This window comes from Rhizobium sp. SAFR-030, from assembly GCF_059415005.1.
The window spans coordinates 348,498-372,606 of the sequence record NZ_JBPFDO010000002.1; the positions used below are offsets into that span (position 1 = coordinate 348,498).

Below are 24,109 nucleotides of genomic sequence, written 5' to 3' on the forward strand. Positions count from 1 at the left end.
CAGCCATATCCCCGGACGAGCCACATCGATCACCGGATGCAGCGCGTGACGCCTGCAATCCTGTTCTTTCTCACTCTGGGGTAATCCATGATGAAATTTCTAGCCCGCGGTGCCGGTACGGCAACCGCGATCCTGATGCTGGCCGCAGGTCTGTTGGGCGGCGAGGCGCAAGCCTCACCCACCATCTATCCTTTGACGATCCGGAACTGCGGGAGTGACGTCACTTTCCAGCACGCGCCGAAGCGCGCCGTGGCGATTGGCCAGAGCTCGGCGGAGATCCTCTATCTGCTCGGGCTCGGCGACCGCGTTGCCGGCACGGCCGTCTGGGTCGGCCCGGTGTTGCCGGGCTACGAGGCGGTCGACGCCAAGGTGAAGCGGCTGGCCGACAACGATCCGAGTTTCGAAAGCGTCATCGCGACGCGGCCGGATCTGGTGGCCGTGCAGTTTCAGTGGCACGTCGGAGCAAAGGGCACGGTGGGCACTTTGAAGCAATTCGAAGACCTGCAGGTGCCGGTCTACACATCGCCGTCCGATTGCACAGGCAAGGACAATTCGACAGGCGGCGATGGCGTTCGTGTCGCGCCGTTCACCATGGACCTGATCTACGCGGAAATCCGCGACCTTGCGAAGATCTTCGACGTGCAGGATCGCGGTGAGCAGGTGGTCGTCGATCTGCAGAAACGCGAAGCCGCGGCACGCGCCAAGGTCGCGTCCGCAAGCGGCGCGCTGTCGGCGGTTTTCTGGTTCTCCAGCGCGTCGCCGGCGGCCGATCCCTACGTGGCCGGGCGAAACGGCGCGCCGAGCTACATCATGCAGGCTCTCGGCATCCGCAACATCATCGATAGCGATGAGGAATGGCCGACGATCGGCTGGGAAACCGTCGCCAGGGCAAATCCGTCGCTGATCGTTGCGGCGCGCATGGACCGGCGCCGCTATCCGGCCGACGAGATCGCCGTCAAGCGCCAGTTCCTCAAGACCGATCCGGTCGCCAGCCTGATGGACGCGGTACAGAAGGGTCACATCATCGAACTCGATGCGCAGGCCATGAACCCGACCATCCGCACCATCGACGGGATCGAGATCCTCGCCGACGCGATCGCCTCGGCAGGCATCAGCCGGTGAGGATCCGCAAGCCCGCCATTCGTACCGCGGCGACTGTCGTCGCCCTGATGCTGCTTGCTGCTGCGCTGGGGCTCGGGGCAGCGATCGGCGAGACGCGGATACCGATAGACGTCGTTTGGAAGACGGTCGCCAACAAGGCATGGAACGCCGGCTACGCGGTGGACCAGATCGACGCCGGCATCATCTGGAGCTACCGGCTGAGCCGGGTGGTTGTCGCAGCCTGCTGCGGCGCCGCCCTTGCCCTCTCGGGTGTCGTCCTGCAGGCGCTGCTGCGCAATCCGCTTGCCGACCCCTACATCCTCGGCATTTCGGCAGGCGCTTCCACCGGTGCGGTGGCGGTGGCGATCCTCGGTTTCGGCGGCGGGCTGGTCGGCCTGCCGCTCGGCGCCTTCGCCGGCGCCGTTCTCGCCTTCGCGCTGGTCTCGCTGCTGGCCTGGAGGGCGGGCCGAGGGTCGGCGGCGATCATTCTTGCGGGAGTCGCCGGCTCGCAGCTGTTCCACGCGCTCACCTCGTTCGTGGTGACCAAGGCCGCCAATGCCGAACAGGCGCGCGGCATCATGTTCTGGCTGCTCGGCAATCTGTCGGGGGTGCGCTGGCCGGATGTCGGGCTGGCGCTGCCGGCGGTCGGCGTCGGGCTGCTTGTCTGTCTCGCCCATGCGCGGGCGCTCGATGCCTTTGCCTTCGGCACGGCCTCGGCCGCGTCGCTCGGGATTTCGGTGCCGCGCGTCTACGTGGTGCTGATTGGTGTTACGGCGATGATGACGGCCGTCATGGTGTCGCTTGTCGGCTCGATCGGCTTCGTCGGTCTGGTCATTCCGCATGCCACGCGCATGCTGGTCGGCATCCGCCACGGCGTCCTGTTGCCGGCGGCCGCGGTCACGGGTGCCGTCTTCATGATCCTCGCCGATATCCTGTCGCGGGTCCTCGTCGCAGGCCAGGTGCTGCCGATCGGCGTCATCACGGCCCTGGTCGGGGCGCCGGCCTTCGCCCTCATCATGAGCCGCAGGAGGACAAGCCTGTGAGGATCGACGCACGACAGGTCAGTTGGGCAAGCGGCACGACGAAGATCGTCGACGAGGTCTCGCTGTCCGCTGCCTCGGGAGAGTTCCTCGGCATCATCGGCCCGAACGGTTCCGGCAAGACGACGCTCATCAGCATGCTCGCCGGCCTGCGCCGGCCGAAAGGCGGAACCGTCGAGCTCGACGGCGCAGACATTGCCAGCATCGCCCGCCGTGATCTCGCAGCGCGGGTGGCGCTGGTCGAGCAGCAGGCGGAAACCTCCGAGCGGCTGACGGCGCGCCAGGCGGTAGAATTGGGCCGGACGCCGCATCTTGGCTTCTTCGACCCGTGGTCGGGGGCCGATGACCGCATCGTCGACGAGGCACTTGAAGCCGTCGACATGGCGGCGTTCGGCTCGCGCAGCTGGCACACCCTGTCGGGCGGAGAACGCCAGCGCCTGCATATTGCCCGCGCGCTCGTTCAGCAGCCGCAGCTACTGATCCTTGACGAGCCGACGAACCATCTCGACATCGGACACCAGATCGGATTGTTGCGTCTCGTGCGCCGGCTGCAGCTGACCGTGGTCGCTGCATTGCACGACCTCAATCATGCAGCGCTTTTCTGCGACCGGATCGCCGTCATGAAGCACGGCCGCCTCGTGGCGATCGGTGCTCCGGATGAGGTCCTGACGCCGGACCTAATCCGCGATGTCTTTGAAGTCGATGCACGGGTGGAAACGATCGACGGACAGATGTCCATCCGGTTTGCGGTGGAAGAGCGCGTGACCGAGCGGCCCGGCACGCGCCCTGATGCAGATCAGGCGGTCGGCTGCTTGGTCTTGCGCAGGTAGGGCAGCACGGTGTCGAACGAGCCGAAGCGCGCGATGGCGTCTTCGTTCGATACTGCCGCGGTGATGATCACGTCGTCGCCGTTCTGCCAGTTGGCAGGCGTCGCCACCTGGTGCTTTGCCGTCAGCTGGATCGAATCGATGGCGCGCAGGATCTCGTTGAAGTTGCGCCCGGTGGTCATTGGATAGGTGAGGATCAGCTTGATCTTCTTGTCCGGCCCGACGACATAGACCGAGCGCACCGTTGCGTTGTCTGCCGGCGTGCGGCCCTCCGACGTATCCCCGGCAGCTGCCGGAAGCATGTCGTACAGCTTGGCGATCTTCAGGTCCTTGTCGCCGATCAGCGGGTATTCGACATCGAAACCGGTGGCGGTGCGGATGTCGTCCTTCCACTTGCCGTGGCTTTCGACCGGATCCACTGAGATGCCAATGATCTTGACGCCGCGCTTGCGAAACTCGCCTTCGAGGCCGGCCATGGTGCCAAGTTCCGTCGTGCAGACCGGCGTGAAGTTCTTCGGATGCGAGAACAGCACCGCCCAGCCGTCGCCGATCCAGTCGTGGAATTGAAGCGGACCGACCGTGGTGTCCGCAGTAAAATCCGGAGCAACGTCATTGATGCGCAGCGACACGAGCTTAGTCTCCTTCAACTCAGGTTAGGGGCTCAACATAGGCGAAGTGGCGGCAAATGCGAGGGCGCCGATTTCAACTGAAGGCCGATAGCCGCAAAACCGTTCTCAGCCCGGCAGCGCTCGGAGCAGAATTGTGGCTCGGGCATGCAGCCGGCTTCCGCGAAACTTTGAAGGCGGGCACGAGATGCAGATCGAGACCTTTGACATTTCAAATACCTCTTCTTACAGCTTACCGAGACAATCATGGGGAGCAGGATCGACCAATGACGGAATTTGTCGAAACAGCTTTGGACCTCGAAATCACCGCGCACGGGCCGTATGCCAGAAGCAAGCCGGAGACCCGGCTGTGGCTGAGAATGCTGTCGACCACCAAGCTGATCTCGGGGGAGATCCGCAAGCGCCTGCGTGCCGAGTTCGGCGCCACGCTGCCGCAGTTCGACCTGATGGCGCAACTTTACCGGGAGCCGGATGGGTTGCGGCTTGGCGAGCTCTCCAAGCGCACCATGGTCACCAACGGCAATATTACCGGGCTGGTGGAGCGGCTGGAAGCGGACGGGCTGGTGGTGCGGGAAACGCCGACGGGCGATCGGCGGGTCACGGTCGCCCGGCTGACGGAGGCCGGGACGCGGCTTTTCTCCGCCATGGCTGCAGCGCATGAGGGTTGGCTGCGCGACATGATGGACGATGTCGACCCTGCGCTTGTCGCCTCTCTCTGGGAAGAGGTCGGTCTGGTCAAGGCGTCGGCGGCCAATCATCTGTCAAGCGTCGCGGAAGAGTGACGCCCGGAATGGACCTCCAGGAGATCATCGACGACATCCATCGCGCGCTCCAGCCGCGCCTTGGTGAGGGCAAGGTCGCCGACTACATTCCGCAGCTCGCCCATGTGGATCCGCGCAAGTTCGGCATGGCGATCATCGATCTCGATGGCAGGATCTACAAAGCCGGCGATTGCGACGAGCCGTTTTCGATCCAGAGCGTGTCCAAGGTGTTCACGTTGACGCTGGCGCTCGGCAAGCACGGCGAAACCACCTGGAACCGCGTCGGGCGCGAGCCGTCCGGTTCGGCCTTCAACTCCATCGTCCAGCTGGAGCACGAGAGCGGCAAGCCGAGAAACCCGTTCATCAATGCCGGCGCGATCGCCGTCAGCGATCTGGTGCTGGCGGGGCATACGCCGAAGGAGGCGATCGCCGAGATCGTCCGCTTCGTCCAGTACCTTGCCGACGATCCATCGATCACGATCGACCCCGAGGTGGCGCGGTCTGAAACGGCGACCGGTTTTCGCAATTTCGCGCTGGCGAACTTCATGAAGTCGTTCGGCAGGCTGGAGCATCCCGTCGAGCATGTGCTGGGCGTCTATTTCCATCAGTGTGCGCTGGCAATGACCTGCACGCAGCTGGCCCGGTCGGGCCTGTTTCTGGCCGCTAACGGCAAGAACCCGCTGACGGGACACACCGTCGTTTCCAGCCAGCGGGCACGCCGCATCAACGCGTTGATGCTCACCTGCGGCCACTATGACGGCTCGGGCGACTTCGCCTATCATGTCGGTCTTCCTGGAAAGAGCGGTGTCGGCGGCGGCATTCTGGCCGTGGCGCCGGGCCGTGCCTCGGTCGCGGTCTGGTCTCCGGGCCTGAACGACAACGGCAACTCCCTCATCGGCTCGCTGGCGCTGGAAATGCTTGCCAACCGCACCGGCTGGTCGGTGTTCGGCGCACCGGCCGCCTGACGGTCAAATAAATTTGGGAAGCGGCCGGAGCGGCCGGTTGCCTTTCCGGACCACCGACATATCTCTGCCACCAACCCCATATCTCAGGTCCCCCTGAACGTGATCATCCCCCTTCTCCGGGAGATGCGGCAGGCGAGACGGTGGCCTTTGTCGGCCCCGTCTCGCCAATTTATCCCTACCGATTTTGCCGGGGGGTGAACGGTTCCTCGCCATTGCTGCCGGACGCGACAGGCCCTAGGCTTGAGGCTCTGTCAGCTGCAACTTTCGGGGATCTTCCACATGACCGATATAGACATGATCGAAGCGGCGCGCCTGCGCATCGGTCGTCGCGCCCTCTACACGCCGCTTCTATCCTCGCCCTTCCTCGACGAGATTGCCGGCCGCCGGGTGTTCGTCAAACCCGAGTGCCTGCAGCGCACCGGTTCTTTCAAATTCCGCGGCGCATGGTCGGCCGTCTCTGCACTCGACCCGGAGACCAGAAGCCGCGGCGTCCTGGCCTTTTCCTCCGGCAACCATGCGCAAGGCGTGGCGCTTGCGGCGCGCATGCATGGAATTGCCGCGGTCATCGTCATGCCGTCCGATGCACCGCGTTCGAAGATCGAGAATACCCGCGCCTATGGCGCCGAAGTTGTCCTCTATGACCGGCTGACCGAGGACCGCGACCTGCTGGGCGCGCGTCTGGCCGAAGAACGCGGCCTGTCGCTGATCCGGCCATTCGACGAGCCGCTGGTGATCGCCGGGCAGGGGACGGTGGGGCTGGAAATTGCCGAGCAGGCGCGCGAGGAAGACATCTCGTCGGCCGACGTGCTGGTCTGCTGCGGCGGTGGCGGACTGACCTCCGGCATTGCGCTGGCGCTCGAAGCACGGGCGCCCGGGCTGACGGCGCGGCCGGTGGAGCCGGCCGGCTTCGACGATACCGCACGCTCGCTGAAGAGTGGACGGATCGAGCGTAACGAGGCGATGGGCGGATCCGTCTGTGATGCGATCGTCACCCCGCAGCCCGGCAACATCACCTTTCCCATCACTTCGCGTCTGTGCGGTCCCGGTCTCGTGGTCACCGATGAAGAGGCGCTGCGGGCGATGGTGCTTGCCTTCAACCGGTTGCGGATTGTCGTCGAGCCGGGTGGCGCGGTTGCGCTGGCCGCAGCCTTGTTCCGCAAGGACGAGATTACTGCAGATACCGTCATCGCCGTCTGCTCGGGCGGCAATGTCGACCCCGACGTGTTCGCAGACGCCCTGACGCGCTACGGCGACTGAGCCTCAGGCGTATGGATCCTGGCACGGGCGAGCAAGACGCCCGTGCCGTCATTCGCGCAAGATGGCGAAGGATTCGTAAGGCTGCAGCTGCAAGGTCGAACCGACCCTTTCGACCGGCTCGTAGTTGAAGATCAGGCTGCGGCCGGTGGTTGCCAACTCGTCCGGCAGTTCCAGCGACAGGGGCCGTGCGGAGAAGCTTGCCACCACCAGCAGCGTTTGTCCGCCGAGCGTGCGGGTGTAGACAAACACATCCGGATGCTGGTCGAGAAACAGCTGGAACCGGCCGTAGACGATCACGTCGTGCTGTTTGCGCAGCGCGGCGAGCTTCCGATAGTGATGGAAGACGGAGGACTGGTCGGCCAGGCCCGCGGCGGCATTGATGCTGGCAAAGTTGGGATTGGCTTCGATCCAGGGCGTGCCGGTGGTGAACCCGCCATACGGATCGGCGCTCCACTGCATGGGAGTACGGGCGTTGTCGCGGCCATTCTCGTTTGCGCCGCGAATGAAGTCCTCCGGCGACAGGCCTGCCTGCTGGTGCAGCCTGTACATGTTGAGGGTTTCGATGTCCTTGTACTGGTCGATGCTTTGGAAGGACACGTTGGTCATGCCAATTTCCTCGCCCTGGTAGATGTAGGGAGTGCCCTTCATCAGGTGCAGGACGGTCGCCAGCGTCTTGGCTGACTGGACCGGATAGCCTTTCTCGTCGCCGTAGCGGGAGAGGGCGCGCGGCAGATCGTGATTGCCCCAGAACAGCGAGTTCCAGCCATCGTCCGCCAGCGCATGCTGCCATTTTGAGAAGACGGCCTTGAGGGCCGGCAGATCGAAAGGCTTGGAACGCCATTTGCCGTAGACGGGATCCCATCTCTGCGTCACGTGCTCGAACTGGAAGACCATCGACAGCTCGCCGCGGTCACGGCCGGAATAGAGGAGGGCGGAGCTGGGGTTTACGCTCCAGGTCTCGCCGACGGTCAGCACCTCGCGAGCGCCGAAGGTCTCGCGGTGCATCTCCTGCAGATAATCGTGCAGATGGGCGCCGTCGCTGGTGATGCCGAGATCCACCTGCTTGCCGATGAGGTCGATGACATCCATCCGGAAGCCGGCAATCCCACGGTCCAGCCACCAGTTCATCATCTTGTAGATCTCGGCCCGGACGGCCGGGTTCTCCCAGTTGAGGTCCGGCTGCCGCCGCGAGAAGATGTGCAGGTAGTAGAGGCCCAGATGCGGATCGAATTCCCAGGCCGATCCGCCAAACGAGGACTGCAGGTCGTTCGGCGGCTCGCCGTTCGATCCCGGATCCCGCCAGACGTAGAAATCGTGGAACGGGTTGTCGCGTGACTTGCGGGCCTCTACGAACCAGGGATGCGCATCGGAGGTATGATTGACCACGAGGTCGAGCATGATGCCAATGCCCCTCTTCCTGGCCTCCGCCAGCAGCCGGTCGAAATCGGCGAGCGTTCCGAACTCCGGCGCGATGTCCTGGTAATCGGAGATGTCGTAGCCGTTGTCGTCCATCGGCGAGGCGAAGATCGGCGACAGCCAGATGACGTCGATCCCGAGCGTTTGCAGATAGTCCAGCCTCTCGATGATCCCCGGAACGTCGCCGATGCCGTCGCCGTTGCTGTCGGCAAAACTGCGCGGGTAAATCTGGTAGACCGTCGACCGGTGCCACCACTTGCGGTCGATGTTCTGGGCGGAACTTACGGGCTGGAGTTCGGACATTTTTTCTCTTCCTGGCAACCGGTCTGCTGACGGCATCACTGTTCGTCTGCTTCAGATAGGGCCGTTCGCGGGAACATCACCCCACCCCCACGGTTGGGTCCGCATGTTCACGTGAAAGCAAGGAGGCAGAGCATGAACAGTCGACTTCCCCCCGTCCCCGAGGACAATCGCAGCCCGAAGGGAACCGGAGATGCCGCCACGCCATCGACTGCTGCCGAGCGTACAGCCGACCCGGGCTCGAAGAACTTCGACAAGCAGGGCCAGCAGGGCAACTCCAAGGTCAACACCACCAATCAGGGCTACCAGCAGGATCGATAGGAGGCGCGCATGAGCACGTCCAGCAAACATCCCAACACCATTCGCCAGGGCGGTCCCGGCGCATCGCACGAAAACGCCAAGGCGCCGCTCGAAGTGAAGAAGCCGCCGGCCGACAGCGACGACCGCACGCGGTCGAAGGTGTCCGGTGGTGGCGGTGAGCACGATCGCAACCACACACACGACAGCGGCAGCAAGGGCGGCACGCATCCTGCCTGATGCCGGAACCGTCAGCACCTGAGCGAGGGATCCGCGCACCACGTGCGGGTCCCCTTTTCGCTACGGGACACCATCCACTGGCTTGTCTCCATCCTGTTCAGGGCATAGATTGATCGCCATCCTGTGAGAAACCGGTCAGGAGGCGCTCAATGACTGCCCACATCTTGGAAGGCGGCGCCATTTCATTTGGCGACCCGCAGTCTCCGTTTCTCTCGCCGCGGCGCGTGGCGGATCTGCTTGGCCTGACGCAGACCGAGCTAGCGCAGATGATCGGTGTCGCTCGCAACACGTTGGCCGGGACGGCAAGTGCGCGCAAAGTCGATCAGGCGCTGAGCCCGGTTGTCCGCATCCTGTCCATGGTCGTTGAGATGGCGGGTGACGAAAGCCGGGCGGCGGTGTGGTTCAAGCACCAGCCCATCCCCGGCTGGGCCGGCATGACGGCCTATGACCTCGTTCGCGAGGGCCGGGCGGACGAGGTTCTTCGTTACCTCGAAGCGGTACGGTCGGGCGTCTATGCCTGACATCGTCCTCTGGCGCGCCTATGTTCCGCGCTGGGCGTACGTGCCGCTGTCCGGTGAGGGTACGGCCCGGTTCGGTGGACGTTGGAATCCGATTGGGCAACCGGCGCTCTATGCGGCGCGGGAGTTATCGACCGCGTGGGCCGAGTACAATCAGGGCTTTGTTCAGCATCCGGCGCTGATCGTGCAGATGACATTGAAGGGTGCCCGGATCATCGATCTGACCGATCCGCAGGTGCTGGCTGCGCTGAGATCGGCACCCGAAATTCATGCCTGCGAGTGGCGCGCCGAGATGGCTGCAGGAAGGCGGCCGGAAACCCATCGCACCCAGGAGCGTTTGGTCGCCGACGGCTTCGACGGCCTAATCTATCCGTCGTTCATGTCGCCCGGCGGCACCTGCGTGGCGCTGTGGCGCTGGAATGATGGCGCCGGCCTCAGCCTTACGGTGACGGATCCCGAGGGGCGACTGCCGAAGGACGCTGCCTCCTGGCGATAGCCGGATGATCCACTCGCGGCATTCTGGCCGGCTGCCGATCCTGCCCTAGGTCATTACGACGTCGGTCAGACAAGGGAGGAAGAAGCATGATTATTCGGTCGGGAGGCTGCCTCTGCGGCGCGGTCCGCTACAACGTCAACGATGCGCCATTGCGCGTCGGTGTCTGTCACTGTGCCGACTGCCGCAAGGAAAGCGGCTCTGCCTTCGTCACCTTCGCCGTCTGGCCCCGCCATGCATTTTCCCACACCGGCGACGTGAAGCACTTCAATGGTCGAGGTTTCTGCCCGGCCTGCGGGTCGCGCCTCTTCAATATCGAGGAGGAAACCGTCGAGGTCCGTGTCGGCAGTCTCGACATGGCGCCGACGGACCTTGAGCCGACCTATGAGCTGTGGACCAAGCGGCGCGAAGGGTGGCTGGAGCCGCTGCCGGGCAAGGATCAGTTCGTCGAGGATCGGACCGGATGAGTGCCGGATCGACAATGGGCGTGCAACTGCTTCAGGCGCAGGCAATCGCATCGGCCGCCCATCAGGGGCAGACGGCAAAGACCGGCGAGCCGCTGATCGATCATGTCGCGCGCGTCGCAGCCGGTGTGCGCACCGAGACGGAGAAGACGGTCGCCTGGCTGCACGACGTTCTGGAGAAGTGCCCGGAATGGTCGCTGGAGCGGCTGAGCATGGCCGGCTTCGATGACGCCGTGGTTCAGGCGGTGGACGCCATGAGCAAGCGCCCGGGCGAGGAGTACCTGGCGCTTTGCCGACGGGCGATCGCCAACCCGCTGGCGCGTCCGGTCAAACGGGCCGATCTGCTCGACAATCTCGATCAGGCGCGGCGGATCGGCAGCGACACCCAGAAATACGAGGAGGCTCTGCGCCTGCTGACCGCAGAGCAGCCGTGACACTCGGCAGCGCCGCTTGGCCCAGCAGCCAGCGGCTGCGCCGGAACTATTACTTGCGTCTGCGGTTTGCACCGCACCATCGATGACGAGGAGAAGAGCGCAATGGAATTTTCGTCGAAAGTGGCGTTGGTCACCGGTGCGGGATCCGGAATCGGCAAGGCGACCGCGGTCGCGCTGGCCAAGGCAGGAGCCAAGGTCGGCCTCCTCAGCCATACCGCCGACGAGATCGACAAGGCGGTCGGCGAAATCAGCAACGCTGGCGGAGAAGCGATGGCCATCACCGCGGACGTCTCGGACGAGGCGGCGATGCGCAAGGCGGTTGGTGCTCTGGTGGAGCGGTATGGCAGGCTCGACATCGTGGTCGCCAATGCCGGCATCAACGGCGTCTGGGCACCGATCGACGATCTGAAGCCGGAAGAGTTCGACAAGACCATTTCGGTGAACCTGCGTGGCACCTACCTGACGCTGCACACGACCGTGCCGCATCTGAAGAAGCAGGGCGGCGCCATCGTCATCGTCTCGTCGATCAACGGCAACCGCACCTTCACCTCTCCCGGCGCCACCGCCTATTCCGCCACCAAGGCGGCGCAGGTCGCCATGGCGCAGCAACTGGCGCTGGAACTGGGCAAGCACCACATCCGCGTCAACGCCGTCTGCCCCGGCGAGATCGAGACGGCGATCAACGACAATACCAGCATGCGCGATCGCGAGGAGACAGAGGTGCCGGTCGAGTGGCCGGACGGTGAGATCCCGGTCAACGATGGCAAGCCCGGGAAGAGCCAGGATGTGGCCGATCTCATCCTCTTCCTCGCCTCTGAGCGCGCCCGTCACGTAACCGGCACGCCGGTCTTCATCGACGGCGGGCAGGGGTTGCTGCGCTAGACCGCTAGCGATCGAGGAACTGCTGCCATTGCATCTCGCCCATCAGGCAGTCGGCCTTGGGTTCGGCGGCAATGCGCTGCACCTTGGCGTCGGGTGTCAGCCCGCTGACCTCGAGCACCAGCTTGCGGCGGATGGCGACGGCGAAATCCTCGATGTTGTGCACGGGCAGGACGAACGAGCCTGGACCACCGATGACGCAGTCTCCGTAATAGTTGTCGAGCCCGCTGGACGTGCCGGAAGGCCGCAGCATCAGCGCCAGCCCGTTGATGATGATGCCGGCCTCCAGGGCCTTGTCGCGTGCCGGCTCGACAGGATCGCCGATATTGTTCGGACCATCGCCGGAAACGTCGATGACCCGGCGCATCCCGTCATAGCCGTTTTCGGTGATCGTTCGGGCGCCGAAGCCGATCGCCGCCGAGATCGAGGTGCGCCGCTGGGTGACGATGGAGCGCGCCGCCAGCTTGTCGGCGAAGGCCTTGGCGTCGTCGGCCGTCTCGATGATCTGCCAGTCTATGACCGAACTTGCATCGACCTCGCCGGCCCACTCGAAGTAGGTAATGGCGATCCGGCCGGTCAGCCCGTTGCGGACCGCGTTGATGAAGTCCTGGTGCTGCAGCGCGCCGATATAGCCCTCACGCTGGACGCGCATCTCCTCGTAATCCATGGAGCGGGAGGTATCGACCGCCAGGACAAGCTCCACGTCGACCTCGCCTGCGGCAGTCGCTGCTGCAGGAACGGCGGTCAGGTTCATCAGCATCGCGAGGGTGGCAAGCATGGCATTCCCTTCACAAGCGTTCGTGAACGGAGACTGTAACACAGGTTTTCCGAGGCACGATGGTGCGAGGGAGGGATGCTTTCACATGTCGGTGATGGATTGGCGGCCAATCAACGGCGGTCTTGCCCGCAGCGGCTCAGCCGTCGACGGGACGCGGCGTGCCGCTCTCGTCCAGCGCCACCATGACGAAGCTCGCCTCCGTTACCTTCTGCCGGCTTTCCGAAAATTGTCGGCGGACCCAGCATTCGACCGAAAGCGTCATGGAAGTCCGGCCGACGCCGGTGACGGTCGTGTAGATGCACAAAGTGTCGCCGACCTTGATCGGCTGGCGGAAGATCATTTCGCGCATCGCTGCGGTCACGGTGCGGCCCCTGGCGCGCTCCGAGGAGGCGATGCCGGCGGCCAGATCCATCTGTGCCATTACCCAGCCGCCGAAGATGTCGCCCGACGGGTTGGCGTCGGCCGGCATCGCCAGCGTGCGCAGCGTCAGATCGCCCTTGGGCTCGTCCTGTTGTTCCGTCATCGCAAGTCCCCTTTGTCGTTGTGCATCGCACAATAAATGAACGGCAAGCACTGCTGCTTCAAGCGACGTTCCTGCATGGCGGTATTGCGTCAGGTCATAGCCGCGTCAGGTCGGTCGGCCGGTTCTGCATCATGGCCTCCATCGAGAAGAAGCCGGTGACAGTGGAGAAATCGAAGTCGGTGATGAGCTTCTGGTAGAAGGCGTCATAGCCGCGCATGCCGCGCGTCACGACTTTCAGCAGATAGTCCCAGTCGCCGCCAATCCGATAGAAATCGACCACCTCGGGCAGCTTTTCGACATGGCGGCGAAAACCCTCAGCCCATTCCTTCGAATGGTGACGGGTGCGGATCATCACGAAGACCGTCAGGTCGAGCCCGAGAGCCGGTAGATCCACCGCCGCCTGCGAGCCCTTGAGGATCCCGCTATCCTGCAGCCGCTGCAGCCGACGCCAGCAGGCGTTCTGCGAAAGTCCGACCTTTTCGGCAAGCTCGCGCTGCGACAGCGATCCGTCGCGCTGCAGAAACGTCAGGATCCTCCTATCAATAGCATCGAATTTCTGTTCCTGATCGATCATATGACACACTCACCGCTGTATTTCAGACAGAATAGGCAATGAAAGCACCGCGATGCAACGTCTATCCTTCATCAGCGATGACATGAGGGGACGAATCGATGGCAAGCGCTGCAACGGGACAGACTTCTGACCTTCTTCAACGGTTCCGCGCCGAGCTCGAAAGTCCGCGGATCCTCGATCTGCTGGCCGAGGGGCTGATCGGTTCGGATGCGGTGGTCGACGGACCGTTCGGGCCAAAGCCACTCGTCTATGCCGATTATGTCGCCTCCGGGCGGGCGATGATGCAGGTCGAGACCTTCGTCCTGCGGCAGGTTCTGCCCTTCTATGCCAACAGCCACACGGAAGCTTCCTATTGCGGAGGCATGATGACCCGGCTGCGGCGCGAGGCACGTGCCACGATCGCCGCCTGCTGTGGCGCTGATGAGCGGCATGCCGTCATCTTCGCCGGGTCCGGAGCGACGGCTGGCATCAACAGGCTGGTCGCGCTGTTGGGTGCGGACCGGCCCGGCACCCGCGTCATCATTGGCCCCTACGAGCACCACTCCAACATCCTGCCATGGCGTGAAGCCGGAGCCGATATCGTCGAGCTCGGTGAGGCCGCTGATGGTGGGCCTGATCTGGGTGAACTCGAGGCCGTGCTGCAGGGATCCGCCGTCTTTGATCGGGTGATCTGCTCCTTCTCCGCGGCCTCAAACGTGACCGGCATCATCGCCGACGTCGCCGCGGTGACGGCATGTGTAAAAAGTGCCGGCGCGACGATCGTCTGGGACTATGCGGGCGGCGGTCCGTACCTGCCGATCTCCATGACGCCGCTGCCGGGTGCAGAGATCGACGCCATCGTCGTCTCACCGCACAAGTTCCTCGGCGGGCCTGGCGCCTCGGGCGTGCTGATCGTCCGGCGCGATGCCGTCATTCGCGAAAAACCGACCTGGAGCGGCGGCGGCACGGTGCGGTTCGTCTCGGCGAGCGGCCATGACTATTCAGGCAGCTTGGAAGCACGCGAAGAGGCGGGCACCCCCAATGTCGTCGGAGATATACGCGCGGCGCTCGCCTTCCTGGTCAAGGATGCGATCGGCAAGACGCGGATGGCTGAACGGAACGCGGAACTGGCGGAACGGGCGATCGAGACATGGCGGCATCATCCGCGCATCGAATTGCTCGGCTCGCTGACCGCCCAGCGGCTGCCGATCTTCTCCCTCCGCATTCGCGACGGCGAGGGCGGTCATATCCACCAGCAGCTGGTGACACGCATGTTGTCCGACCGGTTCGGTATCCAGGCGCGCGGCGGCTGTGCCTGCGCCGGTCCCTACGTTCATCGGCTCCTCGACATAGACGAGGCGGAATCGGCGCGCATGCGGGCAGCGATCCTTGCGGGCGACGAGATGGAGAAGCCCGGCTTCACGCGGCTCAACCTCTCCGTCCTTCTCTGCGCGGAAAAGGTCGACTTCATCCTCGACAGCGTCACCCAGCTGGCGAGCGACGCGGCGGATTACCGCCGGCACTACGGGTTCGATCCGGCGCGGGCCATCTTCTTCCCCCAGGCGGCCTGAGCGCAGGATTGCTCAGGCGGCATGCCGTGACAGCTGCTCGACGATGGCGTCGACCACGCCCTCCAGCGGCTGGTCGATATCGACCGTCACCGACAGCTCGTCGGCGGCCGGTGGTTCAAGCGCGGCGAACTGGCTGTCGAGCAGCGTCGTCGGCATGAAATGCCCGGTGCGGGCACCCATTCGACCGGAGATCACCTCCCGCGAACCGGCGAGATGCACGAAGATCACCGGCACCTTCGCCTTGTCGCGGATGTGGTCGCGGTAGATGCGCTTCAGTGCCGAGCAGCCGACAATCTTGGTGCCGTCACCCTCCGCCAACGCTTCGCCGACCAGCGTCAGCCACGGCCAGCGGTCCTCGTCAGTCAGCGGCTCGCCACGGCTCATCTTCTCGATATTGGCGCGCGGATGCAGGTCGTCACCGTCGAAATAGGTGGCGCCGATGCGCTTGGCCAGCGCCTCGCCAACCGTCGACTTGCCGGAGCCGGCGACACCCATCAGCACGAGGCGCTGCGGCGCGGGGGAAGAAGTCTGCATTTGCGCCATGGAGGAGATCCTGTCAGCTGTCATGTGGTTCCGGGTGGCGCATGCCCGGCGCCGGGGAGGCGTCAGGCAGGCCGTCAAGGCGGTATAGCGAGCGAAGGCTCACCCGACAAGGCAGGGCCCCACTGCTCGACGTCGCCGCCCCACCTTCACTCAGCCTGCGAGACGCCCGCCGTTCAGCGGCTCAGGCGCGCCGGTTGTCGAGGGAAAGCTGATCGGCAGGCCACGCAGTACACGCACCGCGAGGAACGCGAAGCACTCGGCCTCCACCGCATCGCCGCGCCAGCCGATGGTATCGGCCGACACCGCTTCGACGCCGGCGCGCTGGCGCAGCATCTCCATCAGCGTCGGATTGTGGCGTCCGCCGCCGCTCACCATCAGCTTTTTCGGCCGCTGCGGCAGGAGATCGAGCGCCTTGCCGACAGCCGAGGCGGTAAACGCCGTCAGCGTCGCCGCACCATCTTCCGGCCCGAGATCGCCGGCCATCTCGACGGTGAAATCGAAGCGGTCGAGCGATTTCGGATAGGCTTTGGTGAGATAGGCATGCTCGAGCAGCTTGGCGAGCCTTGCCTCGTCCACGGTTCCCCTGGCGGCAAGCCTGCCGTCGCGGTCCATGTCGCCAAGACCGTGCCGCTTGACGAAGTCGTTGATCGGGGCGTTGGCCGGTCCGGTATCGAAGGCGACAAGCTCGCTACGGCCATCCGTCCAGGTGATGTTGGCAACGCCGCCCAGATTGAGGATGGCGGTGTCGCCATCCTGCGCCACGCCCGACAGAAGCGCCGCGTGATAGGCGGCAGCAAGTGGCGCGCCCTGGCCGCCGGCTGCGACATCGGCGCTGCGGAAATCATAGGCGACCTTGACGCCGAGGATGGAACTCATCAGCCCGCCATCGCCGAGCTGGCGGGTGGCGCCCTTGCGGCCCGGCTGCGGCGCGCGGTGCAGCACCGTCTGGCCATGAAAACCGACGACGCCGATGTCAGCGAGCGACAGTCCGGCCTCCTGCACCAGCGCCCGCACCGCGTCCGACTGGGCACGCGTCAACTGTTCCTCGGCGGTTTTGAAGATCTCCGGCTCCGGCCCGTCGAAATTCCAGGCACGGGCCTGCGTCAGCGTCTCTTCCAGAAGGTCGCGGATCTCGCGCGGATAGGGCGCCAGCGTGTAGGCGCCGAACGCTTCGATCCGCTCGCCGTCCGTCTTCAGGAGCGCCACGTCGATATTGCCGTCGAGGACGGTTCCGGTCATCAGGCCGACGGCCCAGATTGGCTGCATCTGTGTGATCCCTCAGTGACTGTTGACGGCATCGCCGACGGCTGCGCGGAGCGCCACGATGCCGCTGTCGAAATGCCGGCTCGGATGAACGCGGTTGGTGAGCAGCGTCCAGGCGCGGCCGCGCTCGAAGTCGATCCAGAGGCCGGTTCCGGTAAAGCCTGTATGGCCGATCACCGAGGCGTTGCAAAGGCTGCCGCCCGACCATCCGTCATAGGACAGCTCCCAGCCATGCGTGCGCTTTGGCGAAAGCGGCTGGCGCATCCACGCGACCTTTTGGTCGCCGGAGGCGTTGCCCTGAAGAATACCGTGCGCAAAGTCGAGCACAGACGCGGCCGTGCCGAACAGGCCCGCATGGCCGGATCCCTGCAGCGCCGCGCAGTTTTCGTCATGCACTTCGCCCGACAGAAGGCGTCCGCGCCAGGTGCAGAATTCGGTCGCTGCCGTTTGCTGCGGATCGGCGGAAAAGCCGAAGCCAGCGCCGGGATCCATTTCGCGGACAAGCCGCCCCTCGATCCGCTCCAGCGCTATGCCGAGGAGGATGTAGTTGATGTCGGAATAGACCGGCGGTCCGGCACGCCATTCGCGCTGCAGGACGAAGGCGCGCAGCCGCTGCGGATCCCCATCATAGGTGTAGATGGGCTCGACGGCGGGGAAGGGGGTCTGGTGGCCGAGGCACTGGCGGAAGGTGACGGCGCGTTCCCAACCGTTCGGCGCATACTGCCGAAGGTCCGGAATGATGCTGGTCACCGGCGCATCGAGGTCGATGATGCCCTGTTCGGCAAGCGCCAAGATGCGCGGCGTGGTGAAGATCACCTTGGAGAGCGAGGCAAGGTCGAACCAGGTGGAGAGCGTCATCGGACGGTCGCCGCCGTCCCAGGCGCCGCCCGCGCGCTGGGCAAGGCCTGTCGCACGCGTCATCCGGTTCCCGGCAAGATCGACCATGCCAAGCACGCCGCCGGGGATGCGGCTGCTGTCGATGGCAGCCTCCAGGGAAGCAAAGGCGGCCTCGAAACCGTCCACAAAGGCTGGATCTCCGGCAATGTCAGTCTGATCCGCCACAGGCTTCTCCCTTCGTCATCAATCTCAGGCCTCGACCCGCGACCGGTGATCGTTGCCATGCTCGCGCCAGTCCAGTGCGGGCGGCTCGTAGCCGATCGGCCGCAGCAGGCTCGGCACCGAGCTCGTGTCGAGCGAGAAGTGCTCGCGCCGGCGTTCCATGGTCGGCACGGCAGCAATCAGCCGCTTCGTATAGGCATGCTGCGGATTGGCGAGGATGGAGCCGGCATCGCCGATCTCGACGATCCGCCCTGCATAGAGAACGGCGATCCGATGGGCGATCCGCTCCACCACCGCCATGTCGTGCGAGACGAACAGATAGGCGAGCTTCAGCTCCTTCTGCAGGTCGACGAGGAGATCGAGCACCTTTGCCTGAACGCTGACGTCGAGCGCCGAGACAGCCTCATCGAGCACCAGCACCGACGGATTGACCATCAGTGCCCGGGCGATGCAGAGCCGCTGGCGCTGGCCGCCGGAAAACTCGTGGGCATAGCGCCCCAGGCTGTCGGAGGGCAGTCCGACCCGCTCCAGAAGCTGCGCCATCCGGGTCTTCATCGGCGGGTCGATCCGCCCGCCCGAGGCAATCACCGGCTCGCCGAGCAGGCTTTCGACCGAAAGCCGCGGATTGAGCGAGGCGTAAGGGTTCTGGAACACCATCTGCACCGGGCGGCGACCGTGATCGTCGCCGCTTGCCGCGGTGTGGAACGCGCCGCGCGTCGGCGTGACGAGGCCGAGGATCGCCCGCGCTGTGGTCGACTTGCCGGACCCGCTCTCGCCGACCACGGCCAGCGTTTCGCCGGGCATCACCTCGAATGTAACGTCCTCGACGGCGTGCACCGCGCCCGTCTGGCGCCGCAACAGGCCGCCGGTCACCGGGAAACGGACGGTCAGACCCTCGACGGAGAGCGCCGGAGGGACTGCGGTGCCCGAAGGCCGAGTATAGTCATTGCGCGCATGCCGGCCGGCGGTGAAGTGCGGCACGGCTGAGAGCAGATGCTGCGTGTAGGCGTGTTGCGGCCGGTCGAGCACGTCGTCCAGCCGTCCGTGTTCGACGGCGCGGCCGGACTGCATGACCATCACGCGGTCGGCGATGCCGGCGACAAGGCCGATGTCGTGGGTGATGAAGATCATCCCCATGCCGGTCTCGCGTTTCAGTTCGGCAAGCAGCGCCATGATCTGCGCCTGGACGCTGACGTCGAGCGCCGTCGTCGGTTCGTCGGCGATCAGCAGGCGCGGGCTGCAGGCGAGCGCCATGGCGATCATCACCCGCTGCAACATGCCGCCGGACAGCTGATGCGGGAAATAGCCGAGCCGGCGCTTGGCGTCGGGTATGCGCACCCGGTCGAGTGCCTCCAGAGCGGCCGTCTTCGCCTGTTGGCCGGACACGCCGCGATGCAGGCGGAACGCCTCCTCGATCTGCCGTCCGATCGGCAGGACCGGATTGAGCGACGTCATCGGCTCCTGGAAGATCATGCCGATCTCGGCACCCCGGATCTTTTCGAGCTGCCGTTCGGGAGCATGCGCCAGATCGACAATGCTGCCATCGGCGCGGGTAAAATTGAGTTTTCCCTCGAGAATGCGGCCGCCGCCATAGTCGACCAGACGGTTGATCGACAACGCGGTCACGGACTTGCCGGAGCCGCTTTCGCCGACGATCGCCAGCGTCTCGCCGGCGTCGAGCGTGAAGTCGATGCCGTGGACAACGGGCTTTATCTGCGCGCCGCGGCCGAAACCGACCTTCAGGCCGGAAACGTCGAGAAGGCGGGTCATGCGAATGCCCTCCGCGCCTTGGGGTCAAGGACATCGCGCAGCGCGTCGCCCAAGAGGTTGAAGCCGAGGATGCCGAGCATGATCGCCAGCCCCGGAAAGGCGAGCAGCCACGGCGCCATTTCCATCAGGTTGCTGCTGTCGGCAAGCATCAGGCCGAGCGAGGAGGCGGGAGGCTGGGTCCCGAGCCCGAGGAAGCTGAGGCCGGCTTCGGTCAGCAGCGACCAGGCGAGCGCCAGCGTCACCTGCACGGTGAGCGGCGCGACGAGGTTCAGCATCAGGTGCCGGGTGAGGATGTAGATCCGGCTGCTGCCGAAGGTGCGCGCCGCATCGACGAAATCGCGCGACTTGATCGACAGGGCAGGGCCGCGCACGACGCGCGTGAAGATCGGCGTGTAGACGATGGCGATGGCGACGATGCTGGAGAACGTTCCGGTGCCGGCGACGACGACGATCAGCAGCGCCAGCAGAATGGCTGGGAAGGCCAGCAGCACGTCCATGCAGCGCATGACGAGCCCGTCCCACAGGTGGCCGAACCAGGCGGCCGTCAGCCCGAGGACGGTTCCGAGGGTCGCAGCGATACCGACCGACGAGAAGGCGACGAGAAACGACTGGCTGATGCCGATCATCAGCCGGCTCGCCACGTCGCGGCCGAACATGTCGGTGCCCATCCAGTGCGTGAGGCTCGGACCCTGCAGCCGCTCGACGCGGAACTGCATCAGCGGATCATAAGGTGTGAGGCCACAGGCGGCGGCGAGCGCCACCAGCAGATAGGCCAGCACGATGAAACCGCCGATGCGCCCGCTCGGGTGGCGGGCGAGGCTGCGGATGATCGATGTCATGAGCGGCCCCCGAGGCGAATGCGCGGATCAAGCGCCACGTAGACGAGATCGACCAGCAGGTTGACGATCATGAAATTCAAGGCGACGAACAGCACGCTGCCCTGCACCAGCGCATAGTCGCGCTGCAGGATGGCGTCGAGCGTCATACGGCCGAGGCCGGGAAGCGCAAAGATCTGCTCAACCAGCACTGCGCCGCCCAGCAGATAGCCGAATTCGACGCCGCTCAGCGTCACGACCGGGATCAGCGCGTTGGGAAGCGCATGGCGCCAGATGACATGGCGGGCCGGCGCGCCCTTGGCACGGGCAGTGCGCACATAGTCGTCGCCCAGCACATCGAGCATGGCCGAGCGCGAGATGCGGGTGACCGAAGCGGTGAAGGCAAGGCCAAGCACTGCCGCCGGCAGAATCATCTGGGTGAGGTTGGCGAGCGGGTCGACCGACAACGGCACGAACTCGCCCATGCTCGGCAGGATGCCGAAGCCGGCCGAGAGAATGTAGATGACGACGAGACCGACGACGAAGCTTGGCGTCGACTGGCCGATCATTGCCAGCACGCGCACGACGAGATCGGAACGCTTCTCGTTGCGGGTGGCGGCAAAGACGCCGGCCGGCAGGCCGACGGCGATCGCGATGATCATGGCGAGCACCGCCAGTTCCAGCGTCAGCGGAAAGCGGCCGAGGATCACCTCCAGCACCGGCTTTCCATAGGTGACGGAGACGCCGAAATCGCCGCGGACCAGGCCGGTGATCCACCGCCAGTACTGGGTGAGCCAGCTCTGGTCGATGCCGAAATAGGCCGAGAGCGCCTGCTTCTGCTCGGGCGTCAGCAGGCCGGCCTCGGTGCCGAGCATGGCGGTGATGCTGTCGCCGGGGATGAGGCGGATGGCGACGAAGACCAGGATGGAGACGCCGAGCATGACGATCGGAAAGGTGATCAGCCGTCTGGTCAGGTAGTTCATGTCGCGATCCGCCCCTTTAGCATTACGGCTTCAGGGTCGTCTTCGCCAGGCCGAACAGCGAGCCGTCGGGCGAGGAGACGAAACCGTCGACGTTCTGTTGCTGCGCGGTGTAGCTGAAGCCGGTGTAGAGCCAGATCCACGGAGCCTTTTCCGCCAGGTGCTTGTCGAAGGCGGAGAAGATTTCCTTGCGCTTGGCAACATCGGTTTCGACGCGGCCCTTCTGCATCAGGTCGTCCAGCGTGTCGTCGATGTAATTCGCCACCTTCTGCAGATTGCCGGTCTTGGTGAAGTAGCGGTTGTACATCGAATAGGGATCGGCACGGCCGCCGTTCAGCGCCACCGCCATGTCGAAGTCACCCTTCAGCCAGGTATCAACAAATACGTTCAATTCCATCAGCCGGATGTCGAGGTTGATGCCGATCTCCTTCAGCTGCGACTGGAGCACCTGCGCCTCGGAGGCGGCGGTCGGCGGCTCGCCGGTCGCGGCAATCACGGTCGCCGAGAAGCCATCCGCATAGCCCGCATCCGCCATCAGCTTCTTCGCCTTTTCCAGATCCTGCTTGTAGCAGAACAGGTCTTCCGGCTTGGAGCGGTAGGTCGGCATGGTGAGCGGACCGGTGATCTCGCCTTCGCCCAGCAGGGCCGTGTCGAGGATGTCCTTTCGGTCGACGGCGCAGGAGATCGCCTGGCGCACGGCAAGCTCGGTCATAGGCTTGCGCGACGGGTTGAGCTGCAGCACGTGGTAGGCGAGCACCGGCACCTTGTTGAGCTTCAGGGTCGGCACGTTCGGCACCAGCGTCGCGACCAGCGGATCATTGATCAGCGCGAAATCGACCTTCTTGGCACGCAGCGCGGCGAGGATGGCGTTCTCGTCCGGCAGCACTGTGATGTCGATGCCCTCGACACCGGTCTTGCCGCCCGCCCATTCGGCATTGGCGGTCAGCGTCTCGCGCACGTTCGGCTCCCACTTGGCGAGCTTGAACGGGCCGGACCCGACGGCCTGCGTGCCGACCTTGCCGGCAGCGATCTCGGAAGCCGGAACGATGGCGGCGTTGATGCTGCTCATCGCAGTCAAGAGCGGCACGTCCGGCTGCGACAGGTTGAAGACGACGGTCTGGTCGTCGGGCGTGTCGATGCTGGCGATCGACAGGTAATTCGCACGCGCGGCGGCGGCCGTCGCCTGGTCGAGAATGCGCTCGAAGGAGGCCTTCACGTCCTTCGACGTGACCGCCGCGCCGTTGTGAAACTTGGCCTTCGGGTCGAGTTTGAAGGTCAGGCTCTTTGCGTCGTCGGCAAAGGTCCACGAGGCTGCGATCGCCGGGATCGGCTGCAGGTTGGCGTCAAGCCGGATCAGCGGTTCATAGACGAGTTCAAGAAGCCGGATCGACGAGAAGGCCGTCTGCTTGTGCGGATCAAGCCCCGTCGCATCCTGCGACCAGGCCATCTTCAGGGTCGCAGCGCCGGCCTGCACGGGCAGTGCCACGCAGAGGCCAAGGGCGATTGCCGCCGTGGCGCAGGACATCAGTGAGTGTCGCAGTGTCTTGGTCATGTCATTCTCCCTCTTTTATCGTTGATCTTTGTCGACCTTACCCTGCACGGTGTGCCAGATCTCTGCCGGCATCGGCAATCGCCCTGCGCAAGAATCCCTCGGCCTTTTCGAGGGCGATCTCGGCCGGGCCGGCCGGCAAACCGGTGACCACCATCAGGATCGCCAGCTTGACGTTGCGGCCGCTGTCGTCGAGCGCCTGCTCGGCGATGTCGGCGGCACAACCGGTCGCCTGGACGATCATCCGGATCGCCCGTGCGTGAAGCTTCTGATTGCTGATCGCGAGATCGACCATCAGGTTCTCGTAAGTCTTGCCGATGCGGATCATGCTGGCCGTCGTCAGCATGTTGAGCACGAGCTTCTGCGCCGTGCCGGATTTCAGCCGGGTCGAGCCGGTGACAACCTCGGGACCGACGACAGGCGAGATCGCGATATCGGCAATCGTCGCCAGCGCCGAATCCGGGTTGCACGACAGGCCGACCGTGGTTGCGCCGATCGATTTCGCATAGTCGAGCGCGCCGAGCACGTAAGGCGTACGTCCGCTGACGGCGATGCCGACCACGACGTCCTTCTCGGTCAGCGAGATGTCCTCGAGATTGCGGCGGCCTTCCTCGGCATCGTCCTCGGCACCTTCGACCGCTCTCAAGATGGCTTTCGGGCCACCGGCGATCAGGCCGATGACCATGTCGTCCGGCACGCTGAAGGTCGGCGGGCATTCGGACGCGTCGAGAACACCAAGTCGGGCGCTGGTTCCGGCGCCGCTGTAGATCAACCGTCCGCCCTGTCGGAACGCCCGTACGATCTCATCCACGGCGAGGGTGATCTGCGGGATGACTTTTTCCACGGCCAGCGGAACCAGCCGGTCCTCGTCGTTCATCACGCGCAGGATCTCACCGGTATCGAGGAGGTCGATGTCCATCGATTTCGGGTTGCGGGCTTCCGAAACCAACAGGTCGAGCTCGGACAAAAGACGCTCGTGGGACATGGATGATCACTCTTTCGTTGTCAAATTCGTAGGATTGAATATTCCGACTGTCAATCTGGATCGGGAATATATTATTCCTGATGAGGTATGGCGCGGCCTGTC

27 protein-coding genes are annotated in these 24,109 nt (G+C 64.7%); 14 read left to right on the forward strand and 13 right to left on the reverse strand.

From position 1 onward, the window contains the following. The first annotated feature begins 135 nt into the window (after nucleotides 1-135). Genes ACR65N_RS07300 through ACR65N_RS07310 form a run of 3 tightly spaced genes read left to right on the forward strand, consistent with a single transcriptional unit; the run spans nucleotide 136 to nucleotide 2,971 of the window. Nucleotides 136-1,122, forward strand: a complete 987-nt coding sequence (locus tag ACR65N_RS07300; protein WP_440456786.1) for an ABC transporter substrate-binding protein — start codon at nucleotides 136-138, stop codon at nucleotides 1,120-1,122. Between the two features lie 47 nt (nucleotides 1,123-1,169). Next, a complete protein-coding gene (locus ACR65N_RS07305) occupies nucleotides 1,170-2,144 on the forward strand; it encodes a FecCD family ABC transporter permease (RefSeq protein WP_440456787.1) in 975 nt (324 codons plus the stop codon). Next, a complete protein-coding gene (locus ACR65N_RS07310) occupies nucleotides 2,141-2,971 on the forward strand; it encodes an ABC transporter ATP-binding protein (protein ID WP_440456408.1) in 831 nt (276 codons plus the stop codon). Before ACR65N_RS07305 ends, ACR65N_RS07310 begins: the two co-directional genes overlap by 4 nt. Here ACR65N_RS07310 and ACR65N_RS07315 read toward each other — a convergent pair. After that, nucleotides 2,938-3,597, reverse strand: a complete 660-nt coding sequence (locus tag ACR65N_RS07315; protein WP_440456409.1) for a peroxiredoxin — start codon at nucleotides 3,595-3,597, stop codon at nucleotides 2,938-2,940. The genes ACR65N_RS07310 and ACR65N_RS07315 overlap by 34 nt on opposite strands. 263 nt (nucleotides 3,598-3,860) lie before the next feature. Between ACR65N_RS07315 and ACR65N_RS07320 the strand changes: the two genes are divergently transcribed. The 3 genes from ACR65N_RS07320 to ACR65N_RS07330 all read left to right on the forward strand — a co-directional run bounded on the left by ACR65N_RS07320 (nucleotide 3,861) and on the right by ACR65N_RS07330 (nucleotide 6,577). Beyond that, a complete protein-coding gene (locus ACR65N_RS07320) occupies nucleotides 3,861-4,376 on the forward strand; it encodes a MarR family winged helix-turn-helix transcriptional regulator (protein ID WP_430306844.1) in 516 nt (171 codons plus the stop codon). Nucleotides 4,377-4,384: 8 nt separating this feature from the next. Continuing rightward, on the forward strand, nucleotides 4,385-5,320 hold the full coding sequence (locus ACR65N_RS07325; protein WP_440456410.1) for a glutaminase: 936 nt from the start codon (nucleotides 4,385-4,387) through the stop codon (nucleotides 5,318-5,320). A 279-nt stretch (nucleotides 5,321-5,599) separates the two neighbouring features. Further along, nucleotides 5,600-6,577 (forward strand): threonine ammonia-lyase, encoded by a 978-nt coding sequence (locus ACR65N_RS07330; RefSeq protein ID WP_440456411.1) that lies wholly within the window; start codon nucleotides 5,600-5,602, stop codon nucleotides 6,575-6,577. A 48-nt stretch (nucleotides 6,578-6,625) separates the two neighbouring features. Here ACR65N_RS07330 and ACR65N_RS07335 read toward each other — a convergent pair whose 3' ends face one another. Then, nucleotides 6,626-8,296 (reverse strand): glycoside hydrolase family 13 protein, encoded by a 1,671-nt coding sequence (locus ACR65N_RS07335; protein ID WP_440456412.1) that lies wholly within the window; start codon nucleotides 8,294-8,296, stop codon nucleotides 6,626-6,628. A gap of 132 nt (nucleotides 8,297-8,428) precedes the next feature. On the opposite strand from ACR65N_RS07335, the gene ACR65N_RS07340 reads away from it, so the two are divergent. From ACR65N_RS07340 to ACR65N_RS07370, 7 genes are all read left to right on the forward strand, one after another. Then, on the forward strand, nucleotides 8,429-8,614 hold the full coding sequence (locus ACR65N_RS07340) for a hypothetical protein (protein WP_430306848.1): 186 nt from the start codon (nucleotides 8,429-8,431) through the stop codon (nucleotides 8,612-8,614). 9 nt (nucleotides 8,615-8,623) lie between these two features. Further along, complete coding sequence (locus tag ACR65N_RS07345) at nucleotides 8,624-8,830, forward strand: hypothetical protein (protein ID WP_440456413.1); 207 nt, start codon at nucleotides 8,624-8,626, stop codon at nucleotides 8,828-8,830. Between the two features lie 149 nt (nucleotides 8,831-8,979). Then, nucleotides 8,980-9,351 (forward strand): antitoxin Xre/MbcA/ParS toxin-binding domain-containing protein, encoded by a 372-nt coding sequence (locus tag ACR65N_RS07350; protein ID WP_440456414.1) that lies wholly within the window; start codon nucleotides 8,980-8,982, stop codon nucleotides 9,349-9,351. Further along, complete coding sequence (locus ACR65N_RS07355) at nucleotides 9,344-9,844, forward strand: RES family NAD+ phosphorylase (protein ID WP_440456415.1); 501 nt, start codon at nucleotides 9,344-9,346, stop codon at nucleotides 9,842-9,844. The genes ACR65N_RS07350 and ACR65N_RS07355 overlap by 8 nt, the downstream gene beginning before the upstream one ends. A gap of 86 nt (nucleotides 9,845-9,930) precedes the next feature. Beyond that, on the forward strand, nucleotides 9,931-10,308 hold the full coding sequence (locus tag ACR65N_RS07360; protein ID WP_440456416.1) for a GFA family protein: 378 nt from the start codon (nucleotides 9,931-9,933) through the stop codon (nucleotides 10,306-10,308). After that, the gene (locus tag ACR65N_RS07365) at nucleotides 10,305-10,739 is read left to right on the forward strand and encodes an HD domain-containing protein (protein ID WP_440456417.1); all 435 of its coding nucleotides are present in this window, start codon (nucleotides 10,305-10,307) and stop codon (nucleotides 10,737-10,739) included. The genes ACR65N_RS07360 and ACR65N_RS07365 overlap by 4 nt, the downstream gene beginning before the upstream one ends. Nucleotides 10,740-10,841: 102 nt before the next feature. Beyond that, a complete protein-coding gene (locus ACR65N_RS07370; RefSeq protein ID WP_440456418.1) occupies nucleotides 10,842-11,621 on the forward strand; it encodes an SDR family oxidoreductase in 780 nt (259 codons plus the stop codon). Nucleotides 11,622-11,625: 4 nt separating this feature from the next. Here the strand turns inward: ACR65N_RS07370 and ACR65N_RS07375 are convergent, their stop codons facing one another. The 3 genes from ACR65N_RS07375 to ACR65N_RS07385 form a co-directional block, all read right to left on the reverse strand. Then, a complete protein-coding gene (locus ACR65N_RS07375; protein WP_440456419.1) occupies nucleotides 11,626-12,396 on the reverse strand; it encodes a DUF1194 domain-containing protein in 771 nt (256 codons plus the stop codon). Between the two features lie 136 nt (nucleotides 12,397-12,532). Then, nucleotides 12,533-12,919: an acyl-CoA thioesterase gene (locus ACR65N_RS07380; RefSeq protein WP_440456420.1), complete on the reverse strand. Its 387-nt coding sequence runs from the start codon at nucleotides 12,917-12,919 to the stop codon at nucleotides 12,533-12,535. 94 nt (nucleotides 12,920-13,013) lie between these two features. Beyond that, the gene (locus ACR65N_RS07385) at nucleotides 13,014-13,493 is read right to left on the reverse strand and encodes an Lrp/AsnC family transcriptional regulator (protein ID WP_440456421.1); all 480 of its coding nucleotides are present in this window, start codon (nucleotides 13,491-13,493) and stop codon (nucleotides 13,014-13,016) included. Between the two features lie 98 nt (nucleotides 13,494-13,591). Here ACR65N_RS07385 and ACR65N_RS07390 point away from each other — a divergent pair, with 98 nt between their 5' ends. Beyond that, nucleotides 13,592-15,043, forward strand: a complete 1,452-nt coding sequence (locus tag ACR65N_RS07390; RefSeq protein ID WP_440456422.1) for an aminotransferase class V-fold PLP-dependent enzyme — start codon at nucleotides 13,592-13,594, stop codon at nucleotides 15,041-15,043. Between the two features lie 12 nt (nucleotides 15,044-15,055). Here the strand turns inward: ACR65N_RS07390 and ACR65N_RS07395 are convergent, their stop codons facing one another. The 8 genes from ACR65N_RS07395 to murQ form a co-directional block, all read right to left on the reverse strand. Then, the gene (locus tag ACR65N_RS07395; RefSeq protein ID WP_440456423.1) at nucleotides 15,056-15,586 is read right to left on the reverse strand and encodes a gluconokinase; all 531 of its coding nucleotides are present in this window, start codon (nucleotides 15,584-15,586) and stop codon (nucleotides 15,056-15,058) included. A gap of 150 nt (nucleotides 15,587-15,736) precedes the next feature. Then, nucleotides 15,737-16,852: an anhydro-N-acetylmuramic acid kinase gene (locus ACR65N_RS07400; RefSeq protein WP_440456424.1), complete on the reverse strand. Its 1,116-nt coding sequence runs from the start codon at nucleotides 16,850-16,852 to the stop codon at nucleotides 15,737-15,739. A gap of 12 nt (nucleotides 16,853-16,864) precedes the next feature. After that, a complete protein-coding gene (locus ACR65N_RS07405; protein ID WP_440456425.1) occupies nucleotides 16,865-17,911 on the reverse strand; it encodes a serine hydrolase domain-containing protein in 1,047 nt (348 codons plus the stop codon). A 24-nt stretch (nucleotides 17,912-17,935) separates the two neighbouring features. After that, nucleotides 17,936-19,678 carry an ABC transporter ATP-binding protein gene (locus tag ACR65N_RS07410; protein ID WP_440456426.1) on the reverse strand — a complete coding sequence of 581 codons (1,743 nt, stop codon included), beginning with the start codon at nucleotides 19,676-19,678 and terminating at the stop codon, nucleotides 17,936-17,938. After that, nucleotides 19,675-20,517, reverse strand: coding sequence for an ABC transporter permease (locus ACR65N_RS07415; protein WP_440456427.1), 843 nt, complete (start codon nucleotides 20,515-20,517; stop codon nucleotides 19,675-19,677). The genes ACR65N_RS07410 and ACR65N_RS07415 overlap by 4 nt, the downstream gene beginning before the upstream one ends. Next, nucleotides 20,514-21,476, reverse strand: coding sequence for an ABC transporter permease (locus ACR65N_RS07420; protein WP_440456428.1), 963 nt, complete (start codon nucleotides 21,474-21,476; stop codon nucleotides 20,514-20,516). Before ACR65N_RS07420 ends, ACR65N_RS07415 begins: the two co-directional genes overlap by 4 nt. A gap of 22 nt (nucleotides 21,477-21,498) precedes the next feature. Then, entirely contained in the window at nucleotides 21,499-23,025 is a 1,527-nt protein-coding gene (locus tag ACR65N_RS07425; RefSeq protein ID WP_440456429.1) for an ABC transporter substrate-binding protein, read from the reverse strand. Between the two features lie 37 nt (nucleotides 23,026-23,062). Further along, entirely contained in the window at nucleotides 23,063-24,007 is a 945-nt protein-coding gene (murQ, locus tag ACR65N_RS07430) for an N-acetylmuramic acid 6-phosphate etherase (protein ID WP_440456430.1), read from the reverse strand. Nucleotides 24,008-24,109: the final 102 nt, after the last annotated feature.

Bases quoted from the DNA above. Each gene is read 5' to 3' on its own strand.
- ACR65N_RS07380 (WP_440456420.1), bottom strand. From the start codon at position 12,919: ATGACGGAACAACAGGACGAGCCCAAGGGCGATCTGACGCTGCGCACG.
- ACR65N_RS07370 (WP_440456418.1), top strand. From the start codon at position 10,842: ATGGAATTTTCGTCGAAAGTGGCGTTGGTCACCGGTGCGGGATCCGGA.
- ACR65N_RS07345 (WP_440456413.1), top strand. From the start codon at position 8,624: ATGAGCACGTCCAGCAAACATCCCAACACCATTCGCCAGGGCGGTCCC.
- ACR65N_RS07420 (WP_440456428.1), bottom strand. From the start codon at position 21,476: ATGAACTACCTGACCAGACGGCTGATCACCTTTCCGATCGTCATGCTC.
- ACR65N_RS07410 (WP_440456426.1), bottom strand. From the start codon at position 19,678: ATGACCCGCCTTCTCGACGTTTCCGGCCTGAAGGTCGGTTTCGGCCGC.
- ACR65N_RS07325 (WP_440456410.1), top strand. From the start codon at position 4,385: ATGGACCTCCAGGAGATCATCGACGACATCCATCGCGCGCTCCAGCCG.
- ACR65N_RS07300 (WP_440456786.1), top strand. From the start codon at position 136: ATGCTGGCCGCAGGTCTGTTGGGCGGCGAGGCGCAAGCCTCACCCACC.
- ACR65N_RS07415 (WP_440456427.1), bottom strand. From the start codon at position 20,517: ATGACATCGATCATCCGCAGCCTCGCCCGCCACCCGAGCGGGCGCATC.
- ACR65N_RS07385 (WP_440456421.1), bottom strand. From the start codon at position 13,493: ATGATCGATCAGGAACAGAAATTCGATGCTATTGATAGGAGGATCCTG.
- ACR65N_RS07330 (WP_440456411.1), top strand. From the start codon at position 5,600: ATGACCGATATAGACATGATCGAAGCGGCGCGCCTGCGCATCGGTCGT.
- ACR65N_RS07400 (WP_440456424.1), bottom strand. From the start codon at position 16,852: ATGCAGCCAATCTGGGCCGTCGGCCTGATGACCGGAACCGTCCTCGAC.
- ACR65N_RS07350 (WP_440456414.1), top strand. From the start codon at position 8,980: ATGACTGCCCACATCTTGGAAGGCGGCGCCATTTCATTTGGCGACCCG.
- ACR65N_RS07355 (WP_440456415.1), top strand. From the start codon at position 9,344: ATGCCTGACATCGTCCTCTGGCGCGCCTATGTTCCGCGCTGGGCGTAC.
- ACR65N_RS07395 (WP_440456423.1), bottom strand. From the start codon at position 15,586: ATGGCGCAAATGCAGACTTCTTCCCCCGCGCCGCAGCGCCTCGTGCTG.
- ACR65N_RS07340 (WP_430306848.1), top strand. From the start codon at position 8,429: ATGAACAGTCGACTTCCCCCCGTCCCCGAGGACAATCGCAGCCCGAAG.
- ACR65N_RS07305 (WP_440456787.1), top strand. From the start codon at position 1,170: ATGCTGCTTGCTGCTGCGCTGGGGCTCGGGGCAGCGATCGGCGAGACG.
- murQ (WP_440456430.1), bottom strand. From the start codon at position 24,007: ATGTCCCACGAGCGTCTTTTGTCCGAGCTCGACCTGTTGGTTTCGGAA.
- ACR65N_RS07375 (WP_440456419.1), bottom strand. From the start codon at position 12,396: ATGCTTGCCACCCTCGCGATGCTGATGAACCTGACCGCCGTTCCTGCA.
- ACR65N_RS07425 (WP_440456429.1), bottom strand. From the start codon at position 23,025: ATGACCAAGACACTGCGACACTCACTGATGTCCTGCGCCACGGCGGCA.
- ACR65N_RS07335 (WP_440456412.1), bottom strand. From the start codon at position 8,296: ATGTCCGAACTCCAGCCCGTAAGTTCCGCCCAGAACATCGACCGCAAG.
- ACR65N_RS07365 (WP_440456417.1), top strand. From the start codon at position 10,305: ATGAGTGCCGGATCGACAATGGGCGTGCAACTGCTTCAGGCGCAGGCA.
- ACR65N_RS07320 (WP_430306844.1), top strand. From the start codon at position 3,861: ATGACGGAATTTGTCGAAACAGCTTTGGACCTCGAAATCACCGCGCAC.
- ACR65N_RS07390 (WP_440456422.1), top strand. From the start codon at position 13,592: ATGGCAAGCGCTGCAACGGGACAGACTTCTGACCTTCTTCAACGGTTC.
- ACR65N_RS07360 (WP_440456416.1), top strand. From the start codon at position 9,931: ATGATTATTCGGTCGGGAGGCTGCCTCTGCGGCGCGGTCCGCTACAAC.